Source organism: Isoptericola sp. NPDC057653, assembly GCF_042799955.1.
GTDB lineage: Bacteria > Actinomycetota > Actinomycetes > Actinomycetales > Cellulomonadaceae > Isoptericola.
Genome location: NZ_JBHVHP010000001.1, coordinates 2,208,607 through 2,226,972, shown reverse-complemented (window position 1 = coordinate 2,226,972; position 18,366 = coordinate 2,208,607). Strand labels below are relative to the sequence as shown.

Here is an 18,366-nt window from a genome sequence, read left to right as displayed (position 1 = left end):
CGTAGCGCCGCCCGGTCACCGCCACGCCCGCCGTCGGTCCAGCAGGCGGGCGCGCACGCGGTCGAGTTCCGCGTCCGTCACGCCGTGCGCACGCAGGTAGGCGGCGGGGTCGACCGCGTCGAGGAACTCCTCGAGGGCCGCGCCGACGTCGTCGCACCAGGCCGCGAGCTCGTCGGGGGCGCGATGGGTCTCGTGCCCGCCGGGGTGGGCGGCGGCGCGCTCGTTGGTCGCGCGCACGGCCAGCAGGTAGTCCTCGACGACCGCGGCGCGCGGCACGCCGACCAGGGTCAGCAGGAGCGCGGTGACCATGCCCGTGCGGTCGCGCCCGGCCGCGCAGTGGACGACGACGGCGCCGTCGGGCGCGGCGGCGAGGGTCCGGAAGACGGCCGCGATCAGGTCGGGCCAGCGCTCGAGCACGGTCGGGTAGTACCGCGGGGTGTCGAGGTGCGGGGCCCACGCGCGCATGAACTCCTCGTCGTCCGGGTCCTCGACCGGGCGGGCGTGGCGCGTCACCGACGACGGCAGTGCGAGCGGCTCCACCTCGGCCGCGTTGCGCAGGTCGACGACGGTGCGGACACCTGCTCCCGCCATCGCCGCGATCCCGTCGGGGCCCGCGTCCTCGAGGCGCGGCGCCCGGAAGACGCGCCCGGCCACGGTGCGGCCGCCGTCGGTGGTGGGCAGGCCGCCCAGGTCCCGGGCGTTCGGCAGCGCGCCCCAGCGCACGGCGCGGCCGTCGTCCGTTGCGGGACCGGCCGCAGGCGTCGGCGCGGTGGGGACGATGCCGCTCGGGGAGGTCACGCGCGCCAGGCAACCACACGCGCGGCCACGGGCGTACTAGGCTCGACGCCGGATCACGGGCCCGACTCTGGCCCGTCGGCGCGACCCGGGCTGTGGGCCGCGGTTCCACCGGTGCGAGATGCCGCGCCGTCCTGGACCTTTGACCGCCCTGTGCCGTCCCCGACCCGTGATCCTGGAGTCCCCCGCGTGCCTCGCCGCCCCCTCACCGCCGTGCCCGCCGCCGTCCCGACCATCCTCGTGACCGCCCTGTCCGTCGTCGCCCTCGCGGGCTGCGGGCAAGGGCCCGACGCCGGCGCGGCGCCGGCCTCGTCCGCCTCGTCCGCCTCGTCCGACGGAGCCGCCGGAGCGGGCACCTCCTACCCGCTCAGCCTCGACAACTGCGACACGCGGACCACCGTCGACGCCGCCCCGCAGCGGGTCGTGACGATCAAGTCGAGCACCACCGAGATGCTGCTCGCGCTCGGGCTGGGCGACCGCATCGTCGGGTCGGCGTTCCTCGACGGCCCGGTGCCCGACTCCCTCGCCGACGCCGCCGCGGAGGCCCCCGCCGTCGCGACCCCGCTGTCCGACCAGGTGCCCGGCAGCGAGGCCGTGCTCGGGCTGGAGCCCGACCTCGTGTACGCCGGCTGGGAGTCCAACCTCACCGCGGACGGCGCGGGCGACCGCGCCACCCTGGCGAAGCTGGGCGTCGCGACCTACGTCTCCCCGGCCGCCTGCAAGTCCCCGGAGTCGATGCCCGACCCGCTGACCTTCGACGACGTCTTCGCGGAGATCGGCGAGGTCGGCGAGATCTTCGACGCCTCCGACGCCGCGGACGACCTCGTGGCCGCCCAGCGCGACACCCTCGCGTCCGTCACCCGCGACGACCGCGGCCTCACCGCGCTCTGGTACTCCTCCGGCGACGACATCCCGTACGTCGGCGCGGGCATCGGGGCGCCGCAGATGATCATGGACGCCGTCGGCCTGGACAACGTCGCCGCGGACGTGCACGACACCTGGACGTCGTTCTCGTGGGAGCAGGCCATCGAGGCCGACCCGGACGTCATCGTGCTCGTCGACGCGACGTGGAACAGCGCCGAGCAGAAGATCGAGCGGCTGGAGTCCAACCCCGCCACGGCGCGCATGACGGCCGTGCGCGAGGGCCGCTACCTCACCGTGCCGTTCCCGGCGTCCGAGGCCGGGGTGCGGAACGTCGACGCCGTCGTGGACCTCTCCGACCAGCTGGCCGGTCTCGACCTGTGAGCGTCCAGGCCCGGCCCGACGCGCCGCCCGCGCCACCGCCCGCACCCGGCCCGTCCGCCGCGCGCCGCGGCGCCGGGTGGTGGCTGCCCGCGGCGGCCGTGGTGCTGGTCGCGACCGTCCTCGTGACGGTCACCGTCGGGCCGGCCGACCTGTCCGTCGCCGACGTGTGGCGCTCGATCGCGACGCACCTCGGGCTCGGCGGGGTGCTCGGCCTGGAGCCGCTGGGCGCGCTGCCCGACGGCATGGTCTGGGAGCTGCGGCTGCCCCGCGTGCTCACCGCGGCGGCCGTCGGGGCCGGGCTCGCCGTGTGCGGCGTCGTCATGCAGTCCCTGACGCGCAACCCCCTGGCCGACCCGTACCTGCTGGGCCTGTCGTCCGGCGCCTCCCTCGGCGCGGTCCTCGTGCTCGTGGCCGGGCTGACCGTGCTGCTGCCGGTCGCGGCGTTCGGCGGCGCGGTCGTGGCGCTGGCGGCCGCGCTCGGGCTCGCCGGGGCGATCGGCACGATCACGCCGACCCGCACCGTGCTGGCGGGGCTCGCGGTGAGCCAGCTCGCCGCCGCCGCGACGAGCTTCGTCATCTTCTGGTCGGCCACCGGCGACTCGTACCGCGAGATCCTGTCGTGGCTGATGGGCTCGGTGGCCGGGGCCACGTGGACGTCGGTCGCGATCACGGGCGTGGCCGTGCTGGTGCTGGGCACGCTGCTCGCCTCGACGGGGTCCGTCCTCGACGCGTTCACGTTCGGCGACACCGCCGCCGCGGCGCTCGGCGTGCCGGTGGCGCGGGTGCGCTGGCTGCTGCTGGTCGGCGTCGCGCTGCTGACGGGGGCGCTGGTCTCGCAGTCCGGGTCGATCGGCTTCGTCGGCCTGATCCTGCCGCACGCCGTGCGGCTCCTCACGGGCGCGCGCCACCGGCTGCTGCTGCCGCTGTCGGCGCTGTGCGGGGCGTCGTTCCTCGTGTGGGCGGACACGCTGGCCCGCACCGTCTTCGCCCCGCGGGAGGTGCCCGTCGGCATCGTCACCGCGGCGGTCGGCGCGCCGGTGTTCGCCCTGCTCCTGTGGCGCGGGCGGAGGATCGCATGAGCGCGGGCACCAGCACCGCCCCGGGCACGGACGCCCGGGCCACCTCCACCGACGCCCCGGCCGCGGGCCTCGACGCCGCCCGCGTCTCGTGGGCGACGAGCGGGCGGCTGATCCTCGACGGCGTGGACGTCACCGCGCCCGCGGGCGCGGTGAGCGGCCTGCTGGGGCCCAACGGGTCCGGCAAGTCGACCCTGCTGCGCGTGGTGGCCGGCGTGCAGCCGCCGTCGGACGGCGGTGCCGGCGCTCCCCGCGTCGCGTTCGCCGGGGCGGACCTGCTCGCCCTGCCGCGTCGCCGCCGCGCGCGCACGCTCGCGTTCGTCGAGCAGGAGGCGTCCACCGACCTGCCCGTGACCGTGCTCGACGCCGTCCTGCTCGGGCGCATCCCGCACCGCCCCCTGCTGGCCGGCGACTCCGCCGCCGACCGGGCCGCGGCCCTCCGCGCCCTGGACGAGGCCGGCGCCGCCGGGCTCGCGGACCGCGAGGTCACGACCCTCTCCGGCGGCGAGCGCCAGCGCGTGCACATGGCCCGCGCGCTCGCGCAGGAGCCCGCGCTGATCCTGCTCGACGAGCCCACCAACCACCTCGACATCGCGGCCCAGCTCGACGCGCTGCGCGTGCTGCGCACGCTCGCCGACCGCGGCGTCACCGTGCTCGCCGCCCTGCACGACCTGCACCTCGCCGCCCAGCACTGCGACCACGTGGTGCTGCTCGCCGCCGGCCGTGTCGTCGCCGCGGGGGACGTCCGCGACGTCCTCGTGCCCGACGTCCTCGACCCCGTGTACGGGGTGCGGACCGAGGTGCTCACGCACCCGGTCACCGGGCGTCCGGTGCTGACGTTCACGCGCCGCGACTGAGCGGCTCCCCCGAACCGCGCCGGCGGGCGACACGCAGCAGTCGACGAGCACCCAACTTTTGATTGACTCTCGACGGAAGTCTCGTAGGATGACGACCAGGTGGTCGGCAACGATTCACCCGCCAGGAACGGTTCGACCCCGTCGCCCCCGCGCCGAGCAGCGCGGGGCGACGCGCTCCCCCGTACGACGACGTGCGGCGGGCTTCGCTCGACGACGAGACGAGGAGGGCAGACGCAGGGCGCCGCACAGGCCCCTGACCAGGACCGACACAGAACCGGGCCACCCTGACCCGTCGTTGGCGCGACGGGGGTGACCCGGTCCGGATGACCTCTCGCAGGCGACTGAACCTCACAGGAGTGGCATCAGATGAAGCATATCCACGGGAACAGGGCCCCGAACCGGCGCGCGACCGCCGCGCTCACCGCGGGCCTGCTGGCGCTCACCGGCATCGGCGCCGCCACGGCGCCCGCCGTCGCGCACGACGGCGTCGACCACGCGGCCGAGCCGGGCGGCGACGCCGCCCTCGACTGGTCCAACTACGAGAAGATCACGCTCACCAAGGACGTCGGCGAGCCGATCGACATGGCGGTGCTCCCCGACAGCCGGGTGCTGCACACCGCCCGCAACGGCGACATCCGCCTCACCGACCCGTCGACCGGCGTCACGAAGGTGGTCAACACCCTCGACGTGTACGCCAACTCGGAGGACGGGCTCCAGGGCATCGCGATCGACCCCGCCTTCGAGGACAACGGCTGGGTCTACCTCGTCTACGCCCCGCGCGACGCCGACGGCGACGGCGTGTCGGACACCCCCACGGGCAACGCCCCGGAGAAGCTCCCCGCGGGCGAGGACGAGAGCTACTGGGACCAGTGGAAGGGCGTCAACCGCCTCGCGCGGTTCGAGTGGACCGGTGACGAGCTCGACCTCACGTCCGAGCAGAAGATCCTCGACGTGGGCACGCAGCGCGGCCAGTGCTGCCACGTCGGCGCCGACATCGACTTCGACGGCGACGGCAACCTCTACCTCACGACCGGCGACAACACGCCCGCGGGCACCCCGGGCGCGAACGGCTTCGCCCCGAACAACGACGCCCCCGGCATGAACCCGGGCTTCGACTCGCGCCGCGGCGCGGGGAACACGAACGACCTGCGCGGCAAGATCCTGCGGATCCACGTCGAGGCGGACGGCTCGTTTACGATCCCCGAGGGCAACCTGTTCCCGCCCGGCACCGAGAAGACGCGCCCCGAGATCTTCGTCATGGGCGTGCGCAACCCGTACCGCTTCGAGGTCGACCCCGAGACGAGCACGCTGTCCTGGGGCGACTACGGCCCGGACGCCACGCGCGCCGTCGCGGAGGCGAACGACCGCGGCCCCATGGGCCTCGTGGAGTGGAACGTCGTCTCCCTCGACGACCCGCACAACTCCGGGTGGCCCTACGCCACCGGCGACAACTTCGCCTACAACGAGTGGGACTTCGCCACGGGCACGCCGCGGGAGTTCTTCGACCCGGAGAACCTCACGAACACCTCGCGCTGGAACACCGGCCTCGTCGACCTCCCCCCGGCCCGCCCGGCGACCCTCTGGTACGGCGACAACGTCGGCGACCAGCCGTGGGACGAGCTGGTGAGCTTCGGCACGGGCTCGGGCCAGGCGCCCATGGGCGGCCCGGTCTACCACTACGACGCGGACAGCACCGCCCCGGGCAAGCTGCCCGAGTACTGGGACGGCAAGTACTTCTTCGGCGAGTTCTCGCAGGACTACCTGGCCGCGTTCACCGTGGACCCGGCCACCCTCGGCGTCACCCACATCGAGGACTTCATGCCGAACTCGGTCATCGGGCCGGCCGGCCAGCCGATCAACGACAACCCGATGGACCTCGAGTTCGGGCCCGACGGGTCGCTGTACGTCCTCGACTACGGCGACGGCTTCTTCCGGGCCAACCCGGACGCCGGGCTGTACCGGATCGACTACGCCGCCGGGAACAAGGCGCCGCAGGCCCGCTTCACCACCACGCCCGACTCGTCGTCCTCGGCACCGCTGGAGGTCACGTTCGACGCGAGCGGCTCGTCCGACCCGGACGGCGACGCGCTGACGTACGACTGGGACGTCGACGGTGACGGCACCTTCGACCTCACCGGGGTCACGGCCACGTACACCTACACGGAGCTCGGCCAGTACACCGCGCGCCTGCGGGTCACCGACGCGAGCGGCAAGCGGTCGCTCACCTCGACGGTGGTCTCGGTCGGCAACCAGGCGCCGGAGGTGACCGTCGAGTTCCCGGAGAACGGCGCGTTCTTCGCCTGGGGCGACGCGATCCCGTTCAAGGTCACCACGAAGGACGCCGAGGACGGCGACGCGACCGTGTGCGAGCGCGTGAAGTGGACGTACGGCCTCGGCCACGACGAGCACGCCCACCCCGAGACCTCGGGCACCGGCTGCGAGGGCGTGTGGCAGACCGACCCGAACTCGCCCGAGCACGGCGCCGGCGCCAACCTCTACGGCGCGGTCGTCGTGACCTACACGGACGGCGGCGCCAACGGGCAGCCCCCGGCGTCGGGCGAGGCCACGGTGCGGCTGAACCCGTTCGTCCAGGAGGCCGAGTTCCACCCGGTCACCGGCGGCGAGGTCGTGGACGACGCGGCCGCGAACGGCGGGAAGGCCGTCAGCCTCGGCAAGAAGGGCTCCCTGGAGCTCGGGCCGGTCGCGTTCGACGGCATCGACGACGTCGTCGTCCGCGCGTCCGGCAAGGGCCAGCTCTGGCTGCGCTGGGGCTCCGCGACGGGCCCGTCGTTCGCCAAGGTCTCCCTCCCCTCGGCCGGGACGCTGACGGACGTCGTCGTGCCGCTCGCCTCGGCGCCGAAGGGCAGCGGGACGCTCTACGTGACGACGAACACGGGGGCCGTCGTCGACACGCTGACCTTCCGTGGCACGGGAGCCGGCACCGCGCGATGACGGCGGGGCCGGTGCCGCGGGCGTGCCCGCGGCACCGGCCCGCACCACCGCGGTGCGGCTCGCCCGAGCCGCACCGCTCCATCCCCTGAAGGAGAGAGACGATGAGCAGCAAGTCCCAGATGACGCGCCGCAGCCTGATCAAGGCGCTCGCGACGTCGACCGTGGCCGTCGGCCTCGGTGCCGCCGCCCCGGGGGCCGCGGCCGCCACCTCCACGGCGGCCGCGAGCGCCGCGACCGCCGGCAACGGCCGCCTGGTCCCCCGGGCAAGATCGGCATCCAGCTCTACTCGATCCGCGACAAGGTCTCGAGCCTCGGGTTCCGCACGGTGTTCGAGCAGCTCGCCGACATCGGGTACACCGAGATCGAGTTCGCCGGGTACACCCAGGGCCAGGTCGGGGCGATCACCCCGGAGGAGATCCGCCGGCTCCTCGACGACAACGGCCTGCGGGCCGTCGGGTCCCACGTCGGCATCGGCGCCCTGCGCACGGACCTGGCGCGCCAGCTCGAGATCGCGAACATCCTCGGCATGCCGCACGTCGGGACGGCGAACGCCCCGTCGAACGTCGCCACCGTGGCCGGGTACCGCGCGGCCGCGGACGAGTTCAACGCCTGGGGCGCCCAGGCGAACGCCGCCGGGCTCAAGCTCTACCAGCACAACCACGCGGGCGAGTTCGCGTTCGCGAGCGACCAGCCCGACGTCCGCCTCTACGACGTCTTCTTCGACCACACCGACCCGGACGCCGTGTTCCTCGAGATGGACGTCTACTGGGCCTTCGTCGGCCAGCACCTCTACCCGGGGTTCGAGCCGATCGACTACGTGCGCGGCCACGCCCACCGCTACCCGCTCCTGCACCTCAAGGACGGGGCGCGCAACGAGGCGAACCCCAACGGGTTCGACATCATCGAGTTCGACGCCGGCGACCTGCCCTACCGCGAGTTCCTGCGCGCCACGAAGGCGCGCGGCACCCGCTGGGGCATCTGGGAGCAGGACAACGCCCCCACGACCGCCGTCCCGCCGAACCCGGTCGACTCGCTCGGCAACGCCCGCCGCAGCTACACCTCGATCCTCGGCCTGCGGGGCTGAGGCGAGCGGCCACGGGGCCCCGTCCGCGCACGGCGCGGGCGGGCCCCGTGTCGCGCGTCAGCGGCGCAGGCCCAGCTCGATGGCGGGGCAGCGGTCCATGACCATGTCGAGGCCGGCGGCGCGCACCCGGGCGGCGGCGGCCTCGTCGACGACGTCGAGCTGGAACCAGACGGCCTGCGCGCCGATCGCGACCGCCTCGTCGGCGACGGCGCCCGCGAGGTCGGAGCGGACGAACACGTCCACGACGTCGACGGGGAACGGGATGTCGGCGAGGGTCGCGTAGCCCTGCTCCCCGTGCACCGTCTCGGCGCTCGGGTGGACCGGCACGATCCGCTTGCCGGCCCGCTGCAGCACGCCCGCGACGCCGTACGCGGCGCGGGCGGTGTTGGTCGACAGCCCGACGACGGCCCAGGTCGTCGTGCCGGCCAGGACCCGGTCGATCGTGGCGTCGGCGTCGTCCGTCCCGGTGTCGGGGCCGCTCGTCGTGTCCGGTGCGCTCATACCGGGCACAACCCTGGCGTCGAGCGGCCTGTTCCAGTCCTTCGGGTCCCTCATCCGCATGCTCGTGCCCTCCTCGTCCGTCCCGTCGTCCTCGCGCTCACGCGACCGCCAGCGCCGCGCCCGAGAGCGCGCAGGCCGCCGCGCACGCGACCGTGCGCACGTGGTTCCACCGGCTCCACGGCCGGTCGAACGCGGCCCAGCCCGCGGCGTCGGGGCTCGCCGCCAGCCGGTCGTTCAGCGGGACGTTCGCGGCCGCCGTGACCCCGAGCATGCCCACCAGCACCACCACGGCGCACGCCACCACCAGCCACGCGCCGTCGTACCCGCCGACGAGCCCGATCACCCCGGTCACGACCGGCACGACGACGGCCGCGCCGAACAGCGTCATGAACGGGGGCCGCACGGCGTCGGCGTTGATCCCGGCCATGGCCGCCGCGGCGTCGTCCGGGGCGACTCGCCGCAGGCCCGCGACGACGAAGGTCGAGAACGCGGCGAACACCCCGCCCGCCAGGCCGGTGACCAGCGTCGTCAGTACGAGGAGCACGTCCCAGAGGTTCATGGGCCCAGTCAACCAGCGGGACCCGCCGGAGCGCAGCAGGATGGAGTCATGCCCGCCCCTCCTTCGGTCGTCAAGGCCACCAAGCGGTTCAATCCCTACGCCCTGAAGGTGAGCTCGCGCGTGCCGCCCTGGGCCACGCTGCACCACGTGGGGCGCACGAGCGGCCGCGAGTACCGCACCCCCGTCGTCGCGTTCGCCGCCCGCGCGCCGATCGACACGCAGGTGTCGCGCCCGGGCGACCCCGTCGAGATCGGCGAGTACCGCGACATCCTCGTGCTGCACCCGCTGCCCTGGGGCGCCGACGTCGACTGGTGCCGGAACGTCCGCGCCGCGGGCTCGTACCGGCTGACCCGCAAGGGCGTGGACTACCGCGTCGACCAGCTGCGCGTCGTCGACGCCGAGCACGCGCGCGGGCTGCTGAGCGGCCTGTTCGCCTCGCTCACCGGCGCGAGCGGCGTCGAGAGCTTCCTGGTGGGGCGGCTGCGGCGCCTGCCCTCCGGCGCGTCGGCCTAGGGTCGCCGCCGGTCCGGGACGATGGGGCCATGACGACCGTCGCCGGGGACTTCGACCTGACCCTGGACGAGTTGCGCGTCGTGGCCCGCTACGTGGCCGAGAGCGCCGAGCCCGTCCTCCCGCTGTTCGCGCTGGACCGCCCCGACGACCCGCGCCCCGGCGCCGCGCTCGCCGCCGCGTGGGAGTTCGTCGGCGGCGCCCCGCGCACGCGCCTGCAGCGCGTCACCGCCCTCGACGCGCACCGCGCGGCACGGGAGGCGACCACCGAGGCGGCCCGGCTCGCGGCCCGCGCGGCGGGCGACGCCGCGGCCGCCGCGTACCTCCACCCGATCGCGCGCGCCACGCAGGTGGGCCACATCCTGCGGGCGGCGGCGAGCGCGGCGCGGGTCGCCGAGCTGCGAGCCGGCGACGACCCGGAGGCCGGCCTGCGCGCGATCGACGAGGCGCGGGCCCGCGCGACCCCCGCGCTCGTCGACGTGCTCCGCCGCTACCCGCCCGCACCCACCGGCCGCAGCCGCGTCGCCGCGCTGATGTCGCTCCTGGACGCGGACCTGCGGCGCGCCACCTGACCGGCGCCCCGGCCCGCCTCAGTCCCGGGGCGGGGGGCCCGCCACCAGGGCGAGCGCCTCCTCGTACGCGCCACCGAAGCCGATCCGCGTGACGTCGCCGAGGTCCATCGGCCGCGGCGCACGGTGCCACTGCCCCTGGAGGTCGATCTCCAGCAGCCGCACCGTGCCCTCGTCGACGGAGACGACCGCACCGATGAAGCAGACGTCGGGCCGGTCGAGCTCCCGGTAGACCGACGTCGCCGGCGCCGCGGCGGCCGCCGTGGTCACGGCGGCCCGGACGTCGTCGAGCTCGACGTCGATCGGCGGCGGCCACTCCCCGCGGGCACGGAGCGCCGTCACGCTGAAGCAGTCCGGGTCCGGGTCGATGGTCACCGCCCGGACGTCCTCGAGCCGGAGGAGCGTCCAGCCGTCGAACCTGACGCGCTCCGCCAGGTGCGCCAGGGCCACCCATCCGGCGCCGACCCCCACCACGAGTCCTTCGACGTGGTCCGCCCCGCGGATCCACCGGCGCACGCCCACGACCAGCCGCTCGTCCCGCGCCCGCTCCAGCCGTGCGACGACGGCGTCCCTGTCGAACGGCGGCTTCGTCGTCTTCCTGCCGGGCACGGGGACCATGATGCCCGCGACGGCGGGGATCCTGCGTCCGCGGACGCGGCCGGGCACTATGGACGCATGACTGCGCAGCTCTGGATCACCGGCGACCCCGACACGGACGCACTGCTGAGCGACGACATGTTCGCCCTGCTCGTGGGCATGCTGCTCGACCAGCAGTACCCGATGGAGCACGCGTTCGCGGGGCCGCGCAAGATCCGCGACCGGCTGGGCAGCATCGACCCGCACGCGGTGGCGGACGCCGACCCGGACGAGTTCGTGACGCTGGCGACCACTCCCCCGGCGATCCACCGGTACGGGCGGTCGATGGCCGCGCGCGTGCAGGCGCTGGCCCGCGCGATCGTGGACGACTACGACGGCGACGTCGCGAACCTGTGGACCCTGCCGGGCGCGGACGGGCCGGCGACCGGCGCCGAGGTGCTGGCGCGCCTGCGGGCGCTGCCCGGCTTCGGCGAGCAGAAGGCCAAGATCTTCCTCGCGCTGCTGGGCAAGCAGCGCGGCATCCGGCCCTCCGGCTGGCAGGAGGCGGCGGGCCACTACGGCGACGAGGGGTCGCGGCGGTCGATCGCGGACGTCACCAGCGCGGAGTCGCTCGCCGAGGTGCGCACGTTCAAGAAGGCGCAGAAGGCGGCCGCCAAGGCCGCCAAGCAGGGCTGACCGCGGCCGTCAGCGGCCGGGCAGGGCGCCTGCCGCGCGGAGTCGTGCCAGCAGCGCGTCGTGCGGGACGCCGTGCTCCGTGCCACGGTGCCCGACGGTCGTGACGGCCGTGAGCACGGAGGCGAGCAGCGCCTCCTCGACGGCGTCCATGGTGGCGGCGAAGAGCGGGTTCAGGGCGTCGTCCGGCAGGAGCAGCCGGTCGGCCGGGTCGGCCGTGGTGAACGCCAGGCCGTAGTCGCCGCTGCCGTGGGAGAAGTCGGAGCCCACGCGGCCCATCGCGAACACCGCGCGCCGTGCCACGCGCTCCAGCCGGCGCGCGTCCAGCGGCGCATCCGTGGCCACGACGATCATGCAGGAGTTGCCCTCGGGCACCCCCGATCCCTTCGGCACCTCGTCGATCTCCTCGGCACGCGGCCCTGCCGAGGAGATCGACGGCGTGCCGAGCAGATCCGCCGCGGGCATCGGCACGCCCTGCACGGTGAGCGTGCCGGAGAAGTTCGACTGCACCAGCGCGCCCACGGTGCGGGTCGCCCCCGCCACCTCGACGCGGCGCGACGACGTCCCGATGCCGCCCTTGTAGCCGAGGGCGGAGGTGCCCGCCCCCGCGCCGACGCAGCCCTGCGCCACCGGGCCGGCCGTCGCGCCGTCGAGGGCGGCCAGCACGTGGTCCTCGGTGATCGGGCGCGCGCGGATGTCGGAGAGGTACCCGTCGTTCGTCTCCCCCACGAGGGGGTTCAGGGAGCGCACCTCCTCGTAGCCGGGCAGAGCCAGCACGTGCGTGACGAGGGCGTCCGCGGCGCGGAACGCCGACAGCGTCGCGGTGAGCACGACCGGCGTCTCGATCGTGCCCAGCTGCTCCAGCTGCGTGGCGCCGACCAGCTTGCCGAACCCGTTGCCCACGAACAGCCCGCACGGCAGCGACCGGCGCCGCCCCGGCCCGGCCCCCAGCGCGTCGGGCACGACGGCGGTGACGCCGGTGTGCAGGCGCTCGCCCTCGTGCAGGGTCGTGTGCCCGACGCGGACGCCGGCGACGTCGGTGATGGCGTTCGCCGGCCCGGTGGGCAGGTCGCCGACGACGACGCCGAGCTCGCGCGGGCCGGGCCGCGCACCCGTCGGCCGCGCGCTCACGAGCGGGCCCCGGCCGGGACGAGGGCCACCGGGTGCACGTCGCGCCAGGTGCGGGTGCCGTCCACGAGGTCCTGCACGTGCTCCCGGAAGCGGGGGCAGGTGGCGATGTCGTGGGCCCGGCACGACAGGGCGTGCTCCGTCATGTGCCGGGAGCGGTCGATCTCCTCCTGGCGCCGGTCGAGCTCGGCGAGGTGGGCCACGAGGACCTCGTGCCGCTCGCGCGCGCCCTGGCCGGACGCCCCGGCGTCGAGCAGCACCTGGATCTGCTCCAGGCTCATGCCCGCCACCTTGGAGCTGAGGATCGTCGCGACGCGCACCACGTCGTCGGGCCCGTAGCGCCGCCGCCCCGCGCCGTCGCGCGCCGGGTCGAGCAGGCCGACCTCCTCCCAGTACCGCAGCACGTGGGTCTCCAGGCCGAACCGCTCCGCGAGCTCCCCGACGCCCCACGACGTCGCCTCCGCCGCACCGCTTGACTTCATGTCGACATGAAGTCACAGCCTGGGGTCGGCACGCAACCCGAACCCCGAAGGAGCCACCGTGAGCGACCCCCGACCCACCCTGCACGACGCCGTGATCGTCGGCGCCGGCCCCGCCGGCCTCGCCGCCGCGCTGATGCTCGGCCGCACGCACCGGGACGTCGTCGTCCTCGACTCGGGCGCCTACCGCAACGACCCCACCGACGCGATGCACAACGTGCTCGGGTTCGACGGCGCGGCGCCCGCGGAGTTCCGCGCCGCCGCGCACCGCACCCTGGCCGCGTACGAGACGGTCGAGCTGCGGCGCACCACGGCGCGCGAGGTCGCGCCGCTCGACCCGGCGGACCCGGCGGGCGGCTTCGTCGTGCGCACCGACGCCGGCGACGTCGCCGCCCATCGCCTGCTGCTCGCGACGGGGGTGCGCGACGAGCTCCCCGCGACGCCCGGCCTGGACGCCCTCTTCGGCACCGTCGCCGCGCACTGCCCGTACTGCCACGGCCACGAGTTCTCGGGCACGCCGGTGGCGATCCTCGGGGCGGGCCCGCACTCCCCGCGCGTGGCGGGCCTGGTCGAGCGCATCGCGAGCCGCGTCGTCGTGCTCGCCGACGGCGCGGACGTCGACGCGCAGGTCCGCGCGGCGCTGGACGCCCGCGGCGTCGCGGTCCGCCCCGAGCGCGTGCTCCGCCTCGAGCCCCTGACCCTGCCCGGCGGCCACCCCGGCGCGCGGGCCGTGCTGGACGGCGGCGAGGCGGAGGAGCTCGGCGGCGTCATGGTCGCCCCGGCGCTGCACCAGTCGGCGCCCTTCGCGGAGCAGCTCGGTCTGGACCTGCGCGACTCCGGCTGCGTGGCCGTGGACGCCATGGCCCGCACGAGCCTGCCCGGCGTCCTCGCCGCCGGCGACCTGGCGCACACCGCCGACTTCCCGATGCCGGTGAGCTCCGTGACCGCGGCGATGGCGACGGGCCAGCTCGCGGCCGCGTCCATCGACTCCGACCTGCTCGGCCTCGCGCGCTGACGAGGACCCGGTCCCCGCGACGGGCAGGATGGCGGGCATGAACCGGCACCTGTTCGTCGTCGCCCACCCGCACGCGGAGCACACCGCCGCCGGCCTCGTCGGCGGGTGGTACGACTCGCGCCTCACCGACCGGGGCCGCGCCGACGCGCACCGCGTGGCCGCGGAGCTCCGGCGGCGGCTCGACGCGCGTCGCGAGCCGTCCCGCCCGGTGCGCGTCACGACCTCCGACCTCGCCCGGGCCGCCGAGGCCGCGGACGTCGTCGGCGCGGCGCTCGGGGTCGCCGCGGAGCGCGACCGGCGGCTGCGCGAGATCAGCTTCGGTGCCGCCGAGGGCCGCCCGAACGCGTGGCTCGACGCACGCCGGGGACCGGCCCCCGCCGACGACGACCGGCTCGACCACCGCGGCCCGGTGCCCGGCGCGGAGACGCGCCGCGAGGTGGCCGCACGGGTCGGCGCGTGCGTCACCGGCCTCATGGCGGACGAGGGCCACGACCACGTGGTGGTGACGCACGGCTTCGCGCACACGTTCGTCGTGACCACGTGGCTGCACGTCCCCGTCGAGGCTGCTGGCCTCGCCACCTTCGCGACGTCGCCCGGCGCGATCACCCACCTCACCCACGACGACGGCTGGCGCAACCGGACGCTCGTCGAGCTCGGCGCGACGGGCCACCTGGCGGCCGCCCACTAGGCTCGCCGCATGACCTCACCGCAGCTGCTGCCGCTCGGCCCTGCCCCGCGCCCGACGTCGGGCGACGACCTCGCCGCCCGGCTGCGCGCCCTCGCCGTCCGCGCGGCCGGCCCCGGCGTCACGGGCCTGGACCGGGCCCAGGTGCGGGCGGAGCTCGACGGCGCGGACGTCGCCTCGCTCGAGCTGGACCTCACCGGGGTCGCGTTCGGCGCCCAGCCGAAGGCGCCGGGCGTCGAGTGGTCGCCCGCGACGGTCGTGTCGCGCGAGGAGGGCACGGTGCGGCGGCTGCGGGTGGACGCCCACCCGCTCACCGCCGTCGACCTCCCCGTCGACGTGCTCGTCGAGGCCGCGGGCCTGCGGTTCGCGTGGGTCGAGGGGTCGGACGGCCAGGTCGGGTTCGAGCCGGTGGAGCCCGACGACGCGCACCCGGTCACCGGGCAGGCCAGCGTCGCCGTCTCGCGCGCGGGCCTCGTCGCGACCGTGCACGGCCTGCTCGCCGTCTCGCTGCAGTCGCAGGGCATCACGCTGAGCGACCTGGACGTGCAGATCGACTCGCACGGCCCGCGCGCGGCCGGCCTGCGGATCGAGGCGAAGATCCGCAAGGGCTTCCTGTCCGCGGGGGTGTCGGCGACGGCGTCGGCGTCGATCGACGCGCAGATGGTGCTCACCGTCGGCGACGTGCGCATCTCCAGCGGCAACCCGCTGGTCGCCGCGCTGCTCGGCGCCGTCCGCGGCCGCGTCGAGGCCGCCGCGAACCAGCGCCACGACCTGGCCGCGGCCCTGCCTCCCGGCATCCACCTCTCCGACGTGCGCCTGGACGTCGGCGAGGACCTGGTGATCACCGCCCGCCTGGGCTGACCGGCCCGGCCGGTGTCGGCGGGCCGTGGCAGATTCGTGGTGTGCCCGACAGACCCGACGTCCCGCCCGAGCTCGTCGACCGCCTCCGCGGCCTGCTGCGCTTCCCGGAGTGCGCCGAGGAGGACGCCTGGACGGGCGTGCGGTGGCGGGTGCGCCGCGCCACGGTGGCGCACGTCTTCGGCGGCGAGGACCAGCTGTTCCGCGTGACGTTCCGCGCGGACCCTCAGGAGGTGCAGGCGTTCGAGCACCTCGGCGGCCCGTACTTCCGCACCGGCTGGGGCAGCAACGTGGTCGGCGTCCTCCTCGACGCGCGCACCGACTGGGACGAGATGGCCGAGCTGCTCACCGACTCCTACTGCATCCAGGCGCCGCAGGTGCTGGCCGACGCGGTCGCCCTGCCGGGGCCGGCCGGGTGACCGCCGCCGTCAGAGCGTGACGGACGTGCCGACCAGCACCAGCTCGGACGTGTGCGAGCCGGCGACGCCGACGTTCGCAGGACGCTCCACGAACCCGGGCAGCCCCTCGAGCCCGCCGCCGGCGGCCACGACCCGCAGGTCGAGCGGCTGGCCCGCCGGGACGGTGAGGACGACCTCGAACCCGTCGGCGCCCGGGGCGTAGAAGCGGGTGTCGAGGGCGCCCGCGTCGACCGGGACCTCGCGGCCGGCCACCGCCGCCGACCCCACCCCGCGGGCGTTGAGCTGCACGTACCGCAGGGCGTCGCTGGTGCCGATCCGCGCGCCCTCGCCGGGCGTCACGCGCAGGGTGAGGCGGCGCGCGTCGCCGGCGGGCTCGGTGTCCACCACGTCGACGACGGGGGCGGGCAGGTCGGTGGCCTCGGCGGGACCCGCGTGGACCTCGTCGGCGAACATCGGGAACGGCTCCGACAGGTCGGTCTCGGTGTCCACGTACTGCGCGGTCCAGTCGCTCGGGTCCTCCTCGTCGGAGACCCAGTGCGCGGTCCCGGTGTCGGCGTCGAGGGCGTACGCGAGGCGGGTGGGCTCGGGGTGCTCGGCGTCGAACGGGTCCGCGACGAAGCCCACGACGAGCGCGCCGACCGCGACGGCGGCGCACGAGCCCACCAGGCCGAGCCCGACGCGACGACCGCGCGGCAGCAGCACCGCGAGCACCGGCGCGAGGGCCAGCCCGAGGAGCGCCGCGACCACCGCGGGGGCGGCCCCCGTGGCCAGCCCGAGCGCCGGGAAGAAGAGGAGCACGATCGGCACGAGGACGACCACGCCGACGCCCGCCCCGAGCGTCACGGCGACCCGGCGGCCGACCGTCCCGGGCGCCGCCGTCACGGCGACGAGGCCGGCCACGGCGCCCGCGAGGGCCGGGATCGCGGCGAGGTAGGAGCCGCCGGGGGTGACGGCGGCGAGCACGACGCCGAGGACGGCGAGCCAGCCGAGCGCCCCGACGGCGAGCGCGGGCCCGCCGAGCGAGCGGCGCAGCCCGACGAACCAGGCGACGAGGACCGTCGCGACGATGCCCAGCAGGGCGACGCGGAAGCCCCACGGCCGCCACGGGTCGAGCATCTCGCCGTAGCCCGGCCGCACGGCGACCATCAGCCACCACAGGCCCATCGAGCCGACGACGGCACCGACGAGCGGGACCAGGGCCGACGCGAAGCCGAGGGCGAGGCGGCCGGCGGAGGTCCGCTCGCCGCGGACCTCGCCGCGGCGGGCGAGGACGACGGCGAGGGCGCCGACGGCGACCACGGCCGCCACGGCGAGCGGCCACACGAGCCAGCCGGGGTAGCGCGCGAGCACGCCGCCCGGCAGCGGGAAGTAGGTGGCGTCGTCCGACGCGGGCCGCGCGAGGGCCGCGGCGTCGCCGTTCCCGAGCTCGCGCGCGAGGGCCAGGGCGTTCGACCCGTGGTGCTGCAGGCTCGCCAGGGACATCCGGTCGGGGGTGTCCTGGGGCGCGTGGTAGGTGGCGGAGCCGTCGATGTACGCGGAGTTCAGGCCGGTGAAGCGGCCGTCCGGGTCGTCGAGGAACGGCGAGAAGTCCGTGTCGTTGGGCAGGATCCGGTACACCTCGACGGCGAGCGAGCTGCCCACCGGGTAGGGCACCTTCGCGTAGGCGTCGACGAGGGCGGCGTTGCCGTCGGACGTCTCGAACATGATGGCCGGGCCGGACGAGCCACGGGCCTCGACGTTGACCACGACGCCGCCGTCGGCCGCCCGCGGGTCGGCGTGCGCGAACGCCTCGGCCCCGCAGAGGCAGGCCTCCTCGGCGTCGGTGAAGACGAGGACGACGTCGTTGCGCAGCGGCTCGCCGGCGCCGAGCGCCCGGGCGGTCTCCAGCAGGGTGGCGACCCCGGCCCCGTCGTCGTTGGCGCCGTGCGACACCTCCGCCGAGTCGTAGTGCGCGACGAAGAAGACCGGCCCGGTGGAGTCGGTGCCCTTGATCGTGGCGACCACGTTGGTGGTCGCGGCGACGCGGCTCTGGTCGCCCAGGCGCCCCGACATGCCCACCCCTTCGGTGACGTCGGGGTCGAGCCCGAGGTCCTCCAGGTCGGCGACGATCCGCTGGCGGACGTCGGCCGCGGCGGCCGTGCCGTGCGGGTGCACCTCGGTGCCGATCGCCTCGACGGTGGCGAACGCGCGCTCGGCGCTGAACTCGTCCGCGGCCGCGTCGGCGGACCGCGGCGACGGCGGCAGCACCGACCACACGGCGAGCGCCGCGAGGACGAGGAGGAACAGGGAGCACGCGAGCGACGTCGCCCACGACCGGGTCTGGATCACGCGCGCAACCTAGCCCTGCGCCCCTCCCGTGGCCCAA

Annotated in this window: 19 protein-coding genes; 12 read left to right on the top strand and 7 right to left on the bottom strand. The window is 75.7% G+C overall.

Annotated elements, in window-relative coordinates; genetic code table 11:
- Positions 1–15: 15 nt before the first annotated feature.
- Entirely contained in the window at positions 16–798 is a 783-nt protein-coding gene (locus tag ACFU9A_RS10170) for a tyrosine-protein phosphatase (protein WP_430575095.1), read from the bottom strand.
- Positions 799–984: 186 nt separating this feature from the next.
- On the opposite strand from ACFU9A_RS10170, the gene ACFU9A_RS10165 reads away from it, so the two are divergent.
- The 5 genes from ACFU9A_RS10165 (at position 985) to ACFU9A_RS10145 (ending at position 8,009) form a co-directional block, all read left to right on the top strand.
- On the top strand, positions 985–2,040 hold the full coding sequence (locus tag ACFU9A_RS10165) for a putative F420-0 ABC transporter substrate-binding protein (RefSeq protein WP_430575094.1): 1,056 nt from the start codon (positions 985–987) through the stop codon (positions 2,038–2,040).
- Positions 2,037–3,119: a putative F420-0 ABC transporter permease subunit gene (locus ACFU9A_RS10160; protein ID WP_430575093.1), complete on the top strand. Its 1,083-nt coding sequence runs from the start codon at positions 2,037–2,039 to the stop codon at positions 3,117–3,119. The genes ACFU9A_RS10165 and ACFU9A_RS10160 overlap by 4 nt, the downstream gene beginning before the upstream one ends.
- Positions 3,116–3,973: an ATP-binding cassette domain-containing protein gene (locus tag ACFU9A_RS10155; RefSeq protein WP_430575092.1), complete on the top strand. Its 858-nt coding sequence runs from the start codon at positions 3,116–3,118 to the stop codon at positions 3,971–3,973. The genes ACFU9A_RS10160 and ACFU9A_RS10155 overlap by 4 nt, the downstream gene beginning before the upstream one ends.
- 366 nt (positions 3,974–4,339) lie before the next feature.
- On the top strand, positions 4,340–6,925 hold the full coding sequence (locus tag ACFU9A_RS10150) for a PQQ-dependent sugar dehydrogenase (RefSeq protein WP_430575091.1): 2,586 nt from the start codon (positions 4,340–4,342) through the stop codon (positions 6,923–6,925).
- Positions 6,926–7,250: 325 nt separating this feature from the next.
- Positions 7,251–8,009 carry a sugar phosphate isomerase/epimerase family protein gene (locus ACFU9A_RS10145; RefSeq protein ID WP_430575090.1) on the top strand — a complete coding sequence of 253 codons (759 nt, stop codon included), beginning with the start codon at positions 7,251–7,253 and terminating at the stop codon, positions 8,007–8,009.
- Between the two features lie 57 nt (positions 8,010–8,066).
- Here ACFU9A_RS10145 and ACFU9A_RS10140 read toward each other — a convergent pair whose 3' ends face one another.
- Both ACFU9A_RS10140 and ACFU9A_RS10135 read right to left on the bottom strand, forming a co-directional pair.
- Entirely contained in the window at positions 8,067–8,510 is a 444-nt protein-coding gene (locus ACFU9A_RS10140; protein WP_430575089.1) for a CoA-binding protein, read from the bottom strand.
- Positions 8,511–8,607: 97 nt separating this feature from the next.
- A complete protein-coding gene (locus tag ACFU9A_RS10135) occupies positions 8,608–9,069 on the bottom strand; it encodes an anthrone oxygenase family protein (RefSeq protein ID WP_430575088.1) in 462 nt (153 codons plus the stop codon).
- A gap of 48 nt (positions 9,070–9,117) precedes the next feature.
- Here ACFU9A_RS10135 and ACFU9A_RS10130 point away from each other — a divergent pair, with 48 nt between their 5' ends.
- Positions 9,118–9,582, top strand: coding sequence for a hypothetical protein (locus ACFU9A_RS10130; protein WP_430575087.1), 465 nt, complete (start codon positions 9,118–9,120; stop codon positions 9,580–9,582).
- Positions 9,583–9,611: 29 nt separating this feature from the next.
- Positions 9,612–10,151 carry a putative immunity protein gene (locus tag ACFU9A_RS10125; protein ID WP_430575086.1) on the top strand — a complete coding sequence of 180 codons (540 nt, stop codon included), beginning with the start codon at positions 9,612–9,614 and terminating at the stop codon, positions 10,149–10,151.
- 18 nt (positions 10,152–10,169) lie between these two features.
- On the opposite strand, the gene ACFU9A_RS10120 is transcribed toward ACFU9A_RS10125, so the two are convergent.
- Positions 10,170–10,757: a hypothetical protein gene (locus ACFU9A_RS10120; RefSeq protein ID WP_430575085.1), complete on the bottom strand. Its 588-nt coding sequence runs from the start codon at positions 10,755–10,757 to the stop codon at positions 10,170–10,172.
- Positions 10,758–10,823: 66 nt separating this feature from the next.
- Between ACFU9A_RS10120 and ACFU9A_RS10115 the strand changes: the two genes are divergently transcribed.
- Entirely contained in the window at positions 10,824–11,420 is a 597-nt protein-coding gene (locus ACFU9A_RS10115; protein WP_430575084.1) for an HhH-GPD-type base excision DNA repair protein, read from the top strand.
- Between the two features lie 9 nt (positions 11,421–11,429).
- On the opposite strand, the gene ACFU9A_RS10110 is transcribed toward ACFU9A_RS10115, so the two are convergent.
- Both ACFU9A_RS10110 and ACFU9A_RS10105 read right to left on the bottom strand, forming a co-directional pair.
- Positions 11,430–12,548 (bottom strand): P1 family peptidase, encoded by a 1,119-nt coding sequence (locus ACFU9A_RS10110; RefSeq protein ID WP_430575083.1) that lies wholly within the window; start codon positions 12,546–12,548, stop codon positions 11,430–11,432.
- Positions 12,545–13,027 (bottom strand): MerR family transcriptional regulator, encoded by a 483-nt coding sequence (locus ACFU9A_RS10105; protein WP_430575082.1) that lies wholly within the window; start codon positions 13,025–13,027, stop codon positions 12,545–12,547. Before ACFU9A_RS10105 ends, ACFU9A_RS10110 begins: the two co-directional genes overlap by 4 nt.
- A gap of 58 nt (positions 13,028–13,085) precedes the next feature.
- Here ACFU9A_RS10105 and ACFU9A_RS10100 point away from each other — a divergent pair, with 58 nt between their 5' ends.
- From ACFU9A_RS10100 to ACFU9A_RS10085, 4 genes are read left to right on the top strand one after another with little or no spacing between them, the layout of a single operon-like run.
- On the top strand, positions 13,086–14,039 hold the full coding sequence (locus ACFU9A_RS10100) for an NAD(P)/FAD-dependent oxidoreductase (RefSeq protein ID WP_430575081.1): 954 nt from the start codon (positions 13,086–13,088) through the stop codon (positions 14,037–14,039).
- Between the two features lie 37 nt (positions 14,040–14,076).
- Positions 14,077–14,727, top strand: coding sequence for a histidine phosphatase family protein (locus ACFU9A_RS10095; RefSeq protein WP_430575080.1), 651 nt, complete (start codon positions 14,077–14,079; stop codon positions 14,725–14,727).
- 9 nt (positions 14,728–14,736) lie between these two features.
- Complete coding sequence (locus ACFU9A_RS10090) at positions 14,737–15,585, top strand: hypothetical protein (protein WP_430575079.1); 849 nt, start codon at positions 14,737–14,739, stop codon at positions 15,583–15,585.
- 41 nt (positions 15,586–15,626) lie between these two features.
- Positions 15,627–16,001 carry an MmcQ/YjbR family DNA-binding protein gene (locus ACFU9A_RS10085; RefSeq protein ID WP_430575078.1) on the top strand — a complete coding sequence of 125 codons (375 nt, stop codon included), beginning with the start codon at positions 15,627–15,629 and terminating at the stop codon, positions 15,999–16,001.
- 9 nt (positions 16,002–16,010) lie between these two features.
- Here the strand turns inward: ACFU9A_RS10085 and ACFU9A_RS10080 are convergent, their stop codons facing one another.
- Positions 16,011–18,329, bottom strand: a complete 2,319-nt coding sequence (locus ACFU9A_RS10080; protein ID WP_430575077.1) for a M28 family peptidase — start codon at positions 18,327–18,329, stop codon at positions 16,011–16,013.
- Positions 18,330–18,366: the final 37 nt, after the last annotated feature.